Below are 12754 nucleotides of genomic sequence, written 5' to 3' on the forward strand. Positions count from 1 at the left end.
ATCCCGTCATGACATACCGAAAGGAAAACATCATGACGATTTACCACTCCGTCACCGAACTGATTGGCCGCACGCCGCTGATCCAGCTGCATAAGCTTGATACCGGTCCCTGCTCACTGTTTCTGAAGCTGGAGAACCAGAACCCCGGCGGCTCGATTAAAGACCGCGTTGCGCTGTCGATGATTAACGAAGCGGAACGTACCGGCCAGCTGCAGCCGGGCGGCACGATTATTGAGGCCACGGCGGGCAATACCGGCCTCGGCCTGGCGCTGATCGCCGCCCAGAAAGGCTACTCGCTGATCCTCGTAGTGCCCGACAAAATGAGCCGCGAAAAGATTTTCCACCTGCGCGCGCTGGGTGCCCAGGTGGTGCTGACCCGCTCCGACGTCAACAAGGGCCATCCCGCCTATTACCAGGATTACGCCCGGCGTCTGGCTAACGAGCTGCCGGGCGCGTTTTACATCGACCAGTTCAATAACGAAGCCAACCCGCTGGCGCACCGCACCACCACGGCACCGGAGCTGTACGAGCAGCTTGACGGCAGAATTGACGCCATCGTGGTCGGCGTCGGCTCAGGTGGTACGCTCGGTGGCCTGCAGGCGTGGTTCGCCGAGCACTCTCCGCACACGGAGTTTGTCCTGGCTGACCCCGCCGGGTCGGTGCTGGCTGACCAGGTGGAAACCGGACGCTACCACGACGCGGGCTCCTGGCTGGTCGAAGGCATTGGCGAAGACTTTATTCCCCCGCTGGCCCACATTGAAGGGGTGAATCGCGCCTGGCGCATCACCGACCGCGAAGCCTTCGCCACCGCGCGCGAGCTGCTGAAGACGGAAGGCATTCTGGCGGGCTCCTCCAGCGGCACGCTGCTGGCGGCGGCGCTGAAGTATTGCCAGGCGCAGACCACGCCGAAGCGCGTGGTGACCTTCGCCTGCGACAGTGGCAATAAGTATCTCTCGAAGATGTTTAACGACGACTGGATGCGCCAGCAGGGGCTTATCACGCGCCCTCAGGCGGGCGATCTCTCCGACTACATTGCCCTGCGCCATGATGAAGGCGCTACCGTCACCGCCGCGCCGGACGATACGCTTTCCACCGTGCTGGCACGCATGCGCCTGTATGACATCTCTCAGCTGCCGGTCCTGGAGAACGGCAAGGTGGTGGGCATTATCGACGAGTGGGATCTGCTGCGGCATATCGGCGGCGACGGCGACCGCTTTGCCCTGCCGGTCACGGCGGCCATGACCCGTCAGGTGGAATTTCTCGATAAACGTGCCCCGGAGAGCGCCCTGCACGCCATCTTCGACCGAGGTCTGGTAGCCGTCATTAACGACAATGACCGTTTTCTCGGTCTGATTACGCGCAGCGACGTCCTGACCGCGTGGCGCAATCGTCTACAGCAATAAAGGATGAAACGATGAAAAACCTGGCAACCCTGAGCGTCCACAGCGGCGCATTCAACGACCCGCACGGCGCCGTCATGCCGCCGATTTACGCCACGTCGACGTTTGCGCAACCGTCACCCGGCGAGCATACCGGCTATGAGTATTCCCGCAGCGGCAACCCAACGCGCCATGCGCTGGAAACCGCCATCGCCGAACTGGAGGGCGGCACGCGCGGCTACGCCTTTGCTTCCGGTCTGGCGGCCATCTCCACGGTGCTCGAACTGCTGGATAAAGACAGCCATATCGTCGCCATTGATGACGTTTACGGCGGGACGTATCGCCTGATTGAAAACGTGCGCAAACGCAGTACGGGCCTGCAGGTCAGCTGGGTTAAGCCGGACGACTTAGCCGGGCTTGAGGCCGCCATTCGCCCGGAGACCCGCATGGTGTGGGTCGAAACGCCGACCAACCCGCTGCTGAAGCTGGCGGATCTGACGGCCATTGCGGCGATCGCCCGTCGTCATAACGTCATCAGCGTGGCGGATAACACGTTCGCATCGCCGGTGATCCACCGCCCGCTGGCGTCCGGTTTCGATATCGTGGTGCACTCCGCCACCAAATACCTTAACGGGCACTCTGACGTGGTGGCCGGGCTGGCGGTGGTGGGAGAGAATCCGGCGCTGGCGGACCAGCTTGGCTATCTGCAAAATGCGGTCGGTGGCGTCCTGGATCCGTTTAGCAGCTTCCTGACCCTGCGCGGTATCCGCACGCTTGCGCTGAGGGTCGAAAAGCACAGCACCAACGCGCTGGAGATTGCGCAATGGCTGGCGCAGCATCCTCTTGTCGAAAAAGTGTTCTATCCCGGCTTGGAATCGCATCCGCAGTACCAGCTTGCCCGCACCCAGATGGCCCTGCCGGGCGGGATGATTTCCGTCGTGGTAAAAGGCGATGCGCAACGCGCCACCGAGGTGATTCGCAACCTGAAGCTGTTCACTCTTGCGGAAAGCCTGGGCGGGGTGGAGAGTCTCGTGAGCCAGCCTTACAGCATGACGCACGCCTCGATTCCGCTTGAACAACGGCTGGCAAACGGCATTGTGCCGCAGCTGATCCGCCTCTCGGTAGGCATTGAAGATCCAAAAGACCTGATTGCCGACCTCAGCCAGGCGCTGCAAAAATAAGCAAACGGCGGCAGGTCGCTCACCTGCCGCCAAAAGTTGTCATCATGGCTTAACGCCTTGATAACAATATTATGTGAAACGGCATTGATTAATTCTGAAACACCGTTTCCATTTTCCTTTTATCTTAAAATTAGCGTATAATGCGCGCCAAATCCCTGGTGAATGGTTTCAGCGCTTGGAATACAAAAAACAACGTACAACTTCTCCTCTCCTTCGTTGGGCTGTCACTCAGGCACACTTTCTTCTGCACGCTCATTTGATGTCTCCTATCCTTAGTGCGTGTCATATACTCTTTTGCAACACAGGTTTGACTCCGCGGCGGTGCGCCCCCGGAGCGAGATTTCCATATCCTTCCCAACTTAAAGACTAAGACTGTCATGAAAAAGACGAAAATTGTTTGTACTATCGGCCCGAAAACCGAATCCGAAGAGATGCTGAGCAAAATGCTGGACGCCGGCATGAACGTGATGCGTCTGAACTTTTCCCACGGTGACTACGCAGAACACGGTCAGCGTATCCAGAACTTGCGCAACGTGATGAGCAAGACCGGTAAAAAAGCGGCGATCCTGCTCGACACCAAAGGTCCGGAAATCCGTACCATCAAACTGGAAGGCGGTAACGACGTCTCTCTGAAAGCGGGCCAGACCTTCACCTTCACTACCGACAAATCCGTTGTTGGTAACAGCGAAATCGTTGCGGTCACCTATGAAGGCTTCACCAGCGATCTGTCCGTGGGTAACACCGTGCTGGTCGACGATGGTCTGATCGGTATGGAAGTCACCGCTATCGAAGGCAACAAAGTTATCTGTAAAGTGCTGAACAACGGCGACCTGGGCGAAAACAAAGGCGTTAACCTGCCGGGCGTTTCTATCGCGCTGCCAGCACTGGCGGAGAAAGACAAGCAGGACCTGATCTTCGGCTGCGAACAAGGCGTTGATTTCGTTGCGGCATCTTTCATCCGTAAGCGTTCCGACGTGGTTGAAATTCGTGAGCACCTGAAAGCCCACGGCGGCGAGAAGATCCAGATCATCTCCAAAATCGAAAACCAGGAAGGACTGAACAACTTCGACGAAATCCTCGAAGCGTCTGACGGCATCATGGTTGCTCGTGGCGACCTGGGCGTTGAAATCCCGGTTGAAGAAGTGATCTTCGCGCAGAAGATGATGATCGAGAAATGTGTTCGCGCGCGTAAAGTGGTTATCACCGCCACGCAGATGCTGGATTCCATGATCAAAAACCCACGCCCTACCCGCGCTGAAGCAGGCGACGTGGCGAACGCCATCCTCGACGGTACCGATGCAGTCATGCTGTCCGGTGAATCCGCGAAAGGGAAATACCCTCTGGAAGCGGTCGGCATCATGGCGACCATCTGCGAACGTACTGACCGCGTGATGACCAGCCGTCTGGACTTCAACAACGACAGCCGCAAGCTGCGCATCACTGAAGCAGTATGCCGCGGTGCGGTAGAAACCGCTGAGAAACTGGAAGCGCCACTGATTGTTGTTGCGACCCAGGGCGGTAAATCTGCGCGCGCAGTGCGTAAATACTTCCCGGATGCCACCATCCTGGCCCTGACCACCAACGAAACCACCGCACGTCAGCTGGTGCTGAGCAAAGGCGTGGTTGCGCACCTGGTCAAAGAGATCGCCTCTACTGACGATTTCTACATTCAGGGTAAAGCAATGGCTCTGGAAAGCGGTCTGGCGCAGAAGGGCGACGTGGTTGTAATGGTTTCTGGTGCTCTGGTACCAAGCGGAACAACCAATACTGCCTCCGTTCACGTGCTGTAATAATTCACGAACGAATTAAATTTGAAAAAAAGCGCCCAATGGGCGCTTTTTTTATTCCCGGCATTAGCCAAATTCATTCAAAAAGCAAATCGGGTTTTTCTATTTAAATGCGATTTATCTAAGATGAATCCGATGAAAAATGCCTTTTTTTACATAGCTTTTTACTCAAAACGCACTGATTCGATGCTTCTTTGAGCGAACGATCAAAAATAGGCGTATTCCCATCAAAAAAATATTCTCAACCCAAAAAAGTTTGTGTAATACTTGTAACGCTACATGGAGATTAACTCAATCTAGAGGGTATTAATAATGAATCGTACTAAACTGGTACTGGGCGCGGTAATCCTGGGTTCTACTCTGCTGGCTGGTTGCTCCAGCAACGCTAAAATCGATCAGCTGTCTTCTGACGTTCAGACTCTGAACGCTAAAGTTGACCAGCTGAGCAACGACGTGAACGCAATGCGTTCCGACGTTCAGGCTGCTAAAGACGACGCAGCTCGCGCTAACCAGCGTCTGGACAACCAGGCTACTAAATACCGTAAGTAATAGTACCTGTTAATAAAATGGCGCACATTGTGCGCCATTTTTTTTGCCTGCGTCAAACTGCTACTGCGTTACCTTTTCCCCTTCCTCTTCTGCTACCGCAGCAGACACCCGGCTGTTCTGCACTGACAACACGCTATTGCTGGCCGACGGGCCGCTACCCGCGGATACGACAACCGGGATCCCGGCACGGCGCGCCAGGGCTTTATCAATTAACGCCTTATCGCTTCCGGCCTGAGAAACAAAGGTGGCAAAGTCTGCCGAGTGGGTAATGGGCGAAATCTGCGGGTTCTCGCCCTCCACCTGCGCCAGCGGACGGTGGACCTCAATATAACGTTTACCGTCCGGCTCAACCGAGAATTTCACCGGCTCGTTGATGATCTGAACCCGCGTGCCGACCCGCACCTGTTCAAACAGGGCTTTAATATCCGGGGCGTTCATTCGCATGCAGCCGGAACTGACGCGCAGACCTACGCTGTCCGGCGCGCTGGTGCCGTGAATAAGATATTCCCCATTACCAATTCCCAGACGCAGCGCATAGCGCCCCAGCGGGTTATTTGGCCCCGCCGGGACGACGGGAGGCAATTTAATTCCCTGGGCCAGGGAACGCGCTCTGATGCCCGCCGTAGGCGTCCAGGTTGGATTAGGGATTTTTTGGCTGACGCGGGTGGTGCTAACCGGCGTTTCCAGCCCCAGCTGTCCGATGCCGAGCGGGAAGACCTGGACAATATTTTCTCCCGGCGGGAAGTAGTAGAGCCGAAGCTCGGCCAGATTAACCACAATGCCTTCGCGCGGGGTATCCGGCAGCAACATCTGCGACGGGATCGTGATAACGGTACCCGGCGCCGGGTTTACTGGCGCAATGGTATTGTTCGTTTCAAGGATCACCTGCGCCGCCGTATTAAACCGACGGGCGATAGTCTGAAGCTTATTATCCCCTTCCTGTATCGTGTAGGTTTGATTTTGCCCAATCAGACGGCTGCCTGCGGGCGGCAACGGATAGTCCATCGCGCGGGCCGAATTAAACGTACCGAGCGAACTGAGGAGTAATAGAGTTATTAGAGACGCGCGCTTCATGCTGAGATTCCTTATTCACTGGCAGGATGCCAGAAAGCTGAAAAACCAGCGAGGCGGGAACCACCTCGCGAAACAGAATGAATGCTGTTCTGTAAGTCTAGCTAAGGATTGCAGCTTTGGCGCGAATGGCGCGAATCATCGCTTCCAGCCCCTGGGAGCGGGACGGGGTGAGGTGTTGGGTCAGGGCCATTTTTTCAAACCACGGGCGGACATCAAACGCGACGATATCCTGCGCCGACATCCGGTGGTAAAGAATAAAGACGACCGCAATAAGCCCTTTTACAATGGCCGCATCGCTGTCGCCGTGCAATTCAATAGTGCCGTCGTCAGACTGCTCCATCACAATCCACACCTGGCTCTGGCAGCCCTGAATAATGTTTTCCGGGTTATGCGCCTCTTCACCGAGCGGCGGCAGACGCTGCCCCAGCTCGATGATATAAAGGTACTTCTCTTCCCAGTTTGCACAGCGCCCAAAGTTGCGCAGCAATTTGTCTCTGTCCGGCAGTTCTGCCATCTTTTGCCTCTTCTTAGCCCAGCAGCTGGTGAATGCGCTTAAGCCCCGCCACCAGCCTGTCGACCTCTTCCATTGTGTTATACATCACCAGCGATGCGCGGCACATTGCCGGCACCTGGTAAAAAGCCATCAGCGGCATGGCGCAGTGGTGGCCGGTACGGACGGCCACGCCGTAATTATCGAGGAAGCTGCCCACGTCATATGCGTGGTGTTTCCCCAGGTTAAAGGCAATTACGCCCTGTCGGTCAGCCGGGCCATACAGGGTAAGGTCCGGCACGCTGGCAAGCTCCTGCAGCGCGTAGTGCATCAGCAGCTGTTCGTACTCCTGAATGGCGTCGAGGCCGATTGCGGAGACGTAAGACACCGCCGCCCCCAGGCCGATAATCCCGCCAGTGTTGGGGGTGCCCGCCTCGAAACGCCAGGGCGCACGGGCGTAGGTCGTCCCTTCCGTCAGGCTGACGGTGGCGATCATCGATCCGCCCCCTTCCCACGGCGGCATCGCCTGCAGGATGTCCTCTTTCACATACAGCACGCCAATCCCGGTCGGGCCATAGAGCTTATGCCCGGAGAATACGTAGAAATCGCAGTCCAGCGCCTGCACGTCCACCGCGTGGTGCATCACCGCCTGCGCGCCGTCAATCAGCACCTTCGCGCCGGCCTGATGGGCTTTTGCGATAATCTCTGTCACCGGGTTTTCGGTGCCCAGCACGTTAGAGACCTGGGTGACCGCCACCAGCCGCGTTTTATCGTCCAGCAGGGCGTCAAGCTGCTCCAGCTGTAGCGTGCCGTCGTCGTTCAACGGAACGACCCGCAGCTGCGCGCCGACACGCTCGCAGAGCATCTGCCACGGCACAATATTGGCGTGGTGCTCCATCTGGGTGATGATGATGTTATCCCCCGCGCGCACCTGGGCGTTGCCCCAGCTGTTGGCGACAAGGTTAATCCCCTCGGTTGTGCCGCGCACAAATACCAGCTCTTCCGGCAGGCGTGCATTGAGGAAGGCTGCAATTTGCGTGCGCACGTTTTCCATGCGCTGGGTCGCCTCGGCGCTCAGGGTATGAATACCGCGATGCACGGCGGCGTAGCCGTGGCGGTAGAACTCGGCTTCCGCATCCACCACCTGATTCGGCTTCTGCGCGCTGGCCGCGCTGTCGAGATAGGCCAGCGGCAGGCCGTTCACTTCACGGGTCAGAACCGGGAAATCGGCCCGCACTTTCTCTACGGGAAAACTCATGCTTCGCCTCCGGGCAGACGCTGACCAATGCGGGCCAGCACCTGCTGCTTCAATACGCCATCGTGCAGCGCTTCCGTAAGCTCCGCCGCAAAGGCGTAGATGATCATTTTCTGCGCCGCCTGCTGGTCGATGCCGCGCGAGCGCAGGTAGAACATCTGCTCGTCGTCGATCCGACCGACCGTCGCGCCGTGGCTACATTTTACGTCGTCGGCGTAGATCTCCAGCTGCGGCTTGGTGTCCACTTCCGCCAGGCGCCCCAGCAGCAGATTGTTGTTGGTCATCTGCCCGTCGGTTTTGATGGCGTGCTGGGCCACGTTAATCAGGCCGTTAAACACCGCCCGCCCTTTATCGCTGACGATGGTTTTGTGCAGCTGGCGGCTGTTGCAGTAGCCTTTGTTGTGCTCAAGCCAGGTGCGCGTGTCGCACACTTCTGCCTTCACCGGCATCGCCAGGCTATTGATGCGCAGCGTAGTGTTTTCACCGTTAAGCTTCGTGCTAGTGTTGTGGCGCAGCACCGCGCCACCGAGCAGGAAGCTGTGGCTGTACGCCGCGGCATCCTGGCCCAGCAGAAGATCGTTATGGGCAAAATGGTGGCTCTGCGGATTCTCAAACGCCAGCTTAATATGGTGAAGCTGCGCATTGGCGGCAACGTTCATCGTCAGCCGCGACCCGGTAAAATGGCGGGTCTCGTTGAGGCTGACGTAATGTTCGATTACCGTGGCCTCCGCCCCCTCCGCCAGCTCAAGGTGATGGCGATAGTGCGCGGTGTTGATCTCATCGCCCTCCACGCCCTGTGTGATGTGCATCAGCAGCAGCGGTTTTGCCGGACGCTGGTTACGCTTGACCTGAATATGCGTCACGCTGCGGGCCAGGCTCTCGGTCAGGTGGAGGAAAACTTCCGGCTGAACCGGGGCGCTCAGGCTCTGGCGGTCGTCGTTAATGACGATATCGAACCCGCTATCCCGGGCGTCATCACTCAGTTCTGGACGCCAGACGCCGTCGACAAAGACCAGACGCACCGCATCCACCGTCAGCGCCAGAGCGTCGCGCCGGGCCGGGTCAATCTCCGCCAGACGCGTCACAAACTCGCCGTTCAGCAGGCCGTCGAGCGGGGTGTATTTCCAGTTCTCATGCTTCCGCGTCGGCAGGCCGAGGCGCAGCATCTGCTGCAGGTGCTGCTGCGCCTGCTCGGAGCGCGTATTACCCTGCTCCTCAAACAGCCGGTGCCACTGCTGGAGCGCATTACTGCTGTTCGGTAAGCCAGCCATAACCCTGCTCCTCCAGTTGTTTAACCAGCGTAAAATCACCGGATTTCACAATACGTCCCTGGTAAAGCACGTGGACGTAGTCCGGCTTGATGTAGTCCAGAATGCGCTGGTAGTGGGTGACGATAATGAACGAGCGCTTGCCGTCGCGCAGGGAATTCACCCCGTCGGCGACAATCTTCAGGGCGTCGATATCCAGACCGGAGTCGGTCTCATCCAGAATGCACAGCTCGGGCTCCAGCACCGCCATCTGCAGGATATCGTTACGCTTTTTCTCGCCGCCGGAAAAGCCGACGTTGACCGAGCGGGTCAGCAGGTCTTCCGGCATTTTCAGCAGTTTGATCTTCTCTTCCATTAGATCCTGGAAGTCGAAGCGATCCAGCGCCTCCTGGCCGCGATACTTGCGCACCGCATTCAGCGCCGTCTGGAGGAAAAACTGGTTGCTGACGCCCGGAATTTCCACCGGGTACTGGAAGGCCATAAAGATGCCCTCGCCCGCGCGGTCTTCCGGCGACATCTCCAGCAGATCTTTGCCGTTAAATTCGACCGAGCCGCCTGTTACTTCGTAATCTTCACGTCCCGCCAGCGTCGCTGAAAGCGTACTTTTCCCGGAGCCGTTTGGCCCCATGATGGCGTGAACTTCACCCGGCTTGACGTCAAAATTGAGACCGCGCAGGATCGCTTTCTCTTCCACGCTAACCTGTAAATCTTTAATGCTTAACATGTGCTTTCCTTAACCGACGCTGTGTTCAAGACTAATGGCGAGGAGTTTTTGTGCTTCAACGGCGAATTCCAGCGGCAGTTCAGAGAACACGTCCTTACAGAAGCCGTTCACAATCATCGAAATGGCATCTTCTTCGCTGATGCCGCGTTGCAGGCAGTAGAAGAGCTGATCTTCCCCAATGCGCGACGTGGTCGCCTCGTGCTCCAGCTGAGCCGTGTTGTTGCGACACTCGACGTACGGGAAGGTATGCGCCCCGCAGTCGGCACCGATCAGCATTGAATCACACTGGGTGAAGTTACGCGCGTTGGTGGCCGTCGGCATGATTTTCACCAGCCCGCGATAGCTGTTCTGGCTATGCCCGGCGGAGATCCCCTTCGAGATAATCGTCGATTTGGTGTTTTTCCCAATGTGGATCATCTTGGTGCCGGTATCGGCCTGCTGATGCCCGCTGGTCAGCGCCACCGAGTAAAACTCACCGATGGAGTTATCCCCGCGCAGAATACAGCTCGGGTATTTCCAGGTAATAGCGGAGCCGGTTTCCGACTGCGTCCAGGACATTTTGCTGTTTTCGCCTTCGCATAGCGCGCGCTTGGTGACGAAGTTCAGGATACCGCCGGTATTGCCGTCGCCGGGGAACCAGTTCTGCACCGTGGAGTATTTCACCTCGGCGTCTTTGTGAATGATGACCTCTACCACCGCCGCGTGCAGCTGGTAGCTGTCGCGCACCGGGGCGGAGCACCCTTCGATATAGCTGACGTAGCTGCCTTCGTCCGCTACCAGAATGGTGCGTTCAAACTGTCCGGTTTTTTCGGCGTTGATGCGGAAATAGGTGGAGAGCTCCATCGGGCAGCGCACGCCTTTAGGCACGTAGATAAAGGTGCCGTCAGAGGCTACCGCGGCGTTCAGCGCGGCGAAGAAGTTATCGTTGCTCGGTACCACGGTGCCGATGTACTTTTTCACCAGATCGGGATGGTCATGAATGGCTTCGCCAAAGGAGCAGAAAATGATCCCCTGCTCGGCCAGCTTTTCACGGTAGGTGGTCGCCACCGAGACGGAGTCGAAAATGGCGTCTACCGCCACCTCTCTCCCCTCGCGCACGGGCACGCCCAGCTGATTAAACGCCTCTTCAACCTCTTTGCTCAGGAAGCTGTTCTCGGCACCGGTTTGCTGGACCGCGCCGGGCTGCGAGGCGCAGGTATCGTCACAGCTGCCGCAGGAGGGGGCGGAGTAGTAGCTGTAATCCTGGTAGTTCAGCTTGTCGTAGTGGGCTTTCAGCCAGTGCGGCTCTTCCATCTCCAGCCAGGCGCGGAACGCGCTCAGGCGAAATTCGAGCATCCACTCGGGCTCGTTACGTTTGGCCGAAATGGCGCGCACCACATCTTCATTAATGCCTTTCGCCAGCTCGTCGGTCTGCAGTTGCGTGAAAAAACCCTCTTTATAGTTGAGGTGTCCGCCGCTCCAGGTGTTTACATCACTCGTTGCTTCAGTATTACGAGACATAGTACCGCCTATACCCCAAAGCTTTCGCCGCAGCCGCATTCGTTCTGGGCTTTCGGGTTATGAAATTTGAATAACTGGTTTAAACCTTCCCGCACGTAATCCACTTCGGTTCCATCGATAAACGGCATAGCCTGCAGCGCGACGTACAGCTTTGCGCCATCGGTTTCAAACACCAGGTCATCCTTTTCCGGTGCGGTGACGGTATCCAGCACGTAGCCAAAGCCCGCGCAGCCGGTCTGCTTAACGCCTAAGCGCACGCCGAGAATGTCGGGATTTTTTGCCACCAGCTCGTGGATATGCGCCGCCGCCGCAGGCGTGAGCGTTAATCCTCGCCAGGCGAAATCGGCAGGATTGAAGGTTTCTGAATGCAGTTCCATAGGTCCACCTCATCTGATTAGCCATCAGGGCATAACACCATGTTAGTGATAACGATTATCACTTCAACCCTCTGTCAGCAGGGGCATTCGGCTAAACCGCCCTTTTTGTCTACTTTTATTAAGCATAGACCCTGTCAGAAGATGCGGGCGGGATGGATTTAATTGTTCAATACTTTGAAAATTAATGGATTATCTGTTGGAGAAAACAGTGAAGAGAGGAAAAGTAAAATATGTATCGGAAATGCCTATTTTTGAGATAGCTTTTGTTCTGGAAGTGTCTAAAACAATAAAAGGCCCTCAAGGCCTCTGATTATTATTGGTGAAATGAAACGCTAAAACCCTGCTCACGCCAGTGATCCAGCTGTTCCTGCTGACGCGGTGTTGGCGTTTTTCCCGTCCAGACGAAGATTTTTTGCCCCGGGAAAAGTTCAGGACGCGGAGAATCAATCGGGTCCGCCAGCACGTCAATGTGCCAGCCTTGCTGCGCCAGCCGCGCGGCTTCAAGCCAAAGATGGGTGCGGTCATCGCATTCCCAGCCGATAAGCAACGCATCTTTACCCGCTTTCTTGCGCGACTCCGCCAGGCTTAGAACCGCGAATTCAATCAGGACGCCGTCAAGCATGCTCGCCATGTGGCGTACAGTATTTTGATCCTGATTCATTCGCTGGCGGACGGGGGAAATGATGTTATCAATCAGCGCATCCATGGCGTGATTGCGGCGGAATTCGCCGATTTTGGCACGCAGCTTTGCCGGGCTGGCATAACGCAAAACGGTCATCATCTCTTCCTGGAACGAGACCCAATTACCCTGAGTCAGGACTTCTTTATTTTCCAGCAAAGCTTTTACTTTTCCGACCGAAACGCCGCTTTTCATCAGGCGTTTGATCTCTTCAATACGCAGGATATCTTCATCGTCAAACTGACGATGACCCCCTTCGCTGCGCTGCGGCTTCAACAATCCATAACGTCGCTGCCAGGCACGCAGCGTAACGGGGTTGATACCGCATCGTTCGGCCACTTCGCCGATACTGTAATAGGCCATTAACTCCCTCACGCTCAGAACTTCCATACCTAACTACACCAACCTTATCAGATTGTACAAACCATTTGTATAACTAAGACCGCATTTTGCACAGGTGAAAGGGGTAGTTCTCCCTTCACCTGTTAATA

The 12754-nt window shown here is 56.6% G+C and carries 12 protein-coding genes; 4 read left to right on the top strand and 8 right to left on the bottom strand.

Annotation, left to right across the window (positions count from 1 at the left end):
- Positions 1-32 precede the first annotated feature (32 nt).
- The 4 genes from IM299_RS02900 to lpp all read left to right on the top strand — a co-directional run bounded on the left by IM299_RS02900 (position 33) and on the right by lpp (position 4896).
- The gene (locus IM299_RS02900) at positions 33-1403 is read left to right on the top strand and encodes a cystathionine beta-synthase (protein ID WP_193357016.1); all 1371 of its coding nucleotides are present in this window, start codon (positions 33-35) and stop codon (positions 1401-1403) included.
- Between the two features lie 11 nt (positions 1404-1414).
- Complete coding sequence (locus IM299_RS02905) at positions 1415-2560, top strand: PLP-dependent aspartate aminotransferase family protein (RefSeq protein WP_193357017.1); 1146 nt, start codon at positions 1415-1417, stop codon at positions 2558-2560.
- 377 nt (positions 2561-2937) lie between these two features.
- Positions 2938-4350 (top strand): pyruvate kinase PykF, encoded by a 1413-nt coding sequence (gene pykF / locus IM299_RS02910; protein WP_014883536.1) that lies wholly within the window; start codon positions 2938-2940, stop codon positions 4348-4350.
- Between the two features lie 309 nt (positions 4351-4659).
- Positions 4660-4896, top strand: coding sequence for a murein lipoprotein Lpp (gene lpp, locus IM299_RS02915; RefSeq protein WP_001082307.1), 237 nt, complete (start codon positions 4660-4662; stop codon positions 4894-4896).
- A 60-nt stretch (positions 4897-4956) separates the two neighbouring features.
- Here the strand turns inward: lpp and IM299_RS02920 are convergent, their stop codons facing one another.
- From IM299_RS02920 to IM299_RS02955, 8 genes are all read right to left on the bottom strand, one after another.
- Positions 4957-5970, bottom strand: a complete 1014-nt coding sequence (locus IM299_RS02920; RefSeq protein ID WP_028012870.1) for a L,D-transpeptidase family protein — start codon at positions 5968-5970, stop codon at positions 4957-4959.
- Positions 5971-6067: 97 nt separating this feature from the next.
- Complete coding sequence (sufE, locus tag IM299_RS02925) at positions 6068-6484, bottom strand: cysteine desulfuration protein SufE (protein WP_193357018.1); 417 nt, start codon at positions 6482-6484, stop codon at positions 6068-6070.
- Positions 6485-6497: 13 nt separating this feature from the next.
- Complete coding sequence (gene sufS, locus IM299_RS02930; protein WP_028012868.1) at positions 6498-7718, bottom strand: cysteine desulfurase SufS; 1221 nt, start codon at positions 7716-7718, stop codon at positions 6498-6500.
- Positions 7715-8986, bottom strand: coding sequence for a Fe-S cluster assembly protein SufD (sufD, locus tag IM299_RS02935; RefSeq protein WP_193357019.1), 1272 nt, complete (start codon positions 8984-8986; stop codon positions 7715-7717). The genes sufS and sufD overlap by 4 nt, the downstream gene beginning before the upstream one ends.
- Positions 8961-9707, bottom strand: coding sequence for a Fe-S cluster assembly ATPase SufC (gene sufC, locus IM299_RS02940; protein ID WP_041910384.1), 747 nt, complete (start codon positions 9705-9707; stop codon positions 8961-8963). The genes sufD and sufC overlap by 26 nt, the downstream gene beginning before the upstream one ends.
- 9 nt (positions 9708-9716) lie before the next feature.
- Positions 9717-11207 (bottom strand): Fe-S cluster assembly protein SufB, encoded by a 1491-nt coding sequence (gene sufB / locus IM299_RS02945; RefSeq protein ID WP_028012865.1) that lies wholly within the window; start codon positions 11205-11207, stop codon positions 9717-9719.
- Between the two features lie 8 nt (positions 11208-11215).
- Positions 11216-11584, bottom strand: a complete 369-nt coding sequence (gene sufA, locus IM299_RS02950; RefSeq protein WP_041910386.1) for a Fe-S cluster assembly scaffold SufA — start codon at positions 11582-11584, stop codon at positions 11216-11218.
- Between the two features lie 313 nt (positions 11585-11897).
- The gene (locus IM299_RS02955; RefSeq protein WP_059355055.1) at positions 11898-12626 is read right to left on the bottom strand and encodes a MerR family transcriptional regulator; all 729 of its coding nucleotides are present in this window, start codon (positions 12624-12626) and stop codon (positions 11898-11900) included.
- Positions 12627-12754: the final 128 nt, after the last annotated feature.

Origin of the sequence: Enterobacter cloacae complex sp. P47BA (genome assembly GCF_014930485.1) — a bacterium.
GTDB classification, from domain to species: Bacteria; Pseudomonadota; Gammaproteobacteria; order Enterobacterales; family Enterobacteriaceae; genus Enterobacter; species Enterobacter bugandensis.

Bases quoted from the DNA above. Each gene is read 5' to 3' on its own strand.
- IM299_RS02920 (WP_028012870.1), bottom strand. From the start codon at position 5,970: ATGAAGCGCGCGTCTCTAATAACTCTATTACTCCTCAGTTCGCTCGGT.
- sufC (WP_041910384.1), bottom strand. From the start codon at position 9,707: ATGTTAAGCATTAAAGATTTACAGGTTAGCGTGGAAGAGAAAGCGATC.
- IM299_RS02955 (WP_059355055.1), bottom strand. From the start codon at position 12,626: ATGGCCTATTACAGTATCGGCGAAGTGGCCGAACGATGCGGTATCAAC.
- sufS (WP_028012868.1), bottom strand. From the start codon at position 7,718: ATGAGTTTTCCCGTAGAGAAAGTGCGGGCCGATTTCCCGGTTCTGACC.
- IM299_RS02900 (WP_193357016.1), top strand. From the start codon at position 33: ATGACGATTTACCACTCCGTCACCGAACTGATTGGCCGCACGCCGCTG.
- sufE (WP_193357018.1), bottom strand. From the start codon at position 6,484: ATGGCAGAACTGCCGGACAGAGACAAATTGCTGCGCAACTTTGGGCGC.
- lpp (WP_001082307.1), top strand. From the start codon at position 4,660: ATGAATCGTACTAAACTGGTACTGGGCGCGGTAATCCTGGGTTCTACT.
- IM299_RS02905 (WP_193357017.1), top strand. From the start codon at position 1,415: ATGAAAAACCTGGCAACCCTGAGCGTCCACAGCGGCGCATTCAACGAC.
- pykF (WP_014883536.1), top strand. From the start codon at position 2,938: ATGAAAAAGACGAAAATTGTTTGTACTATCGGCCCGAAAACCGAATCC.
- sufB (WP_028012865.1), bottom strand. From the start codon at position 11,207: ATGTCTCGTAATACTGAAGCAACGAGTGATGTAAACACCTGGAGCGGC.
- sufA (WP_041910386.1), bottom strand. From the start codon at position 11,584: ATGGAACTGCATTCAGAAACCTTCAATCCTGCCGATTTCGCCTGGCGA.
- sufD (WP_193357019.1), bottom strand. From the start codon at position 8,986: ATGGCTGGCTTACCGAACAGCAGTAATGCGCTCCAGCAGTGGCACCGG.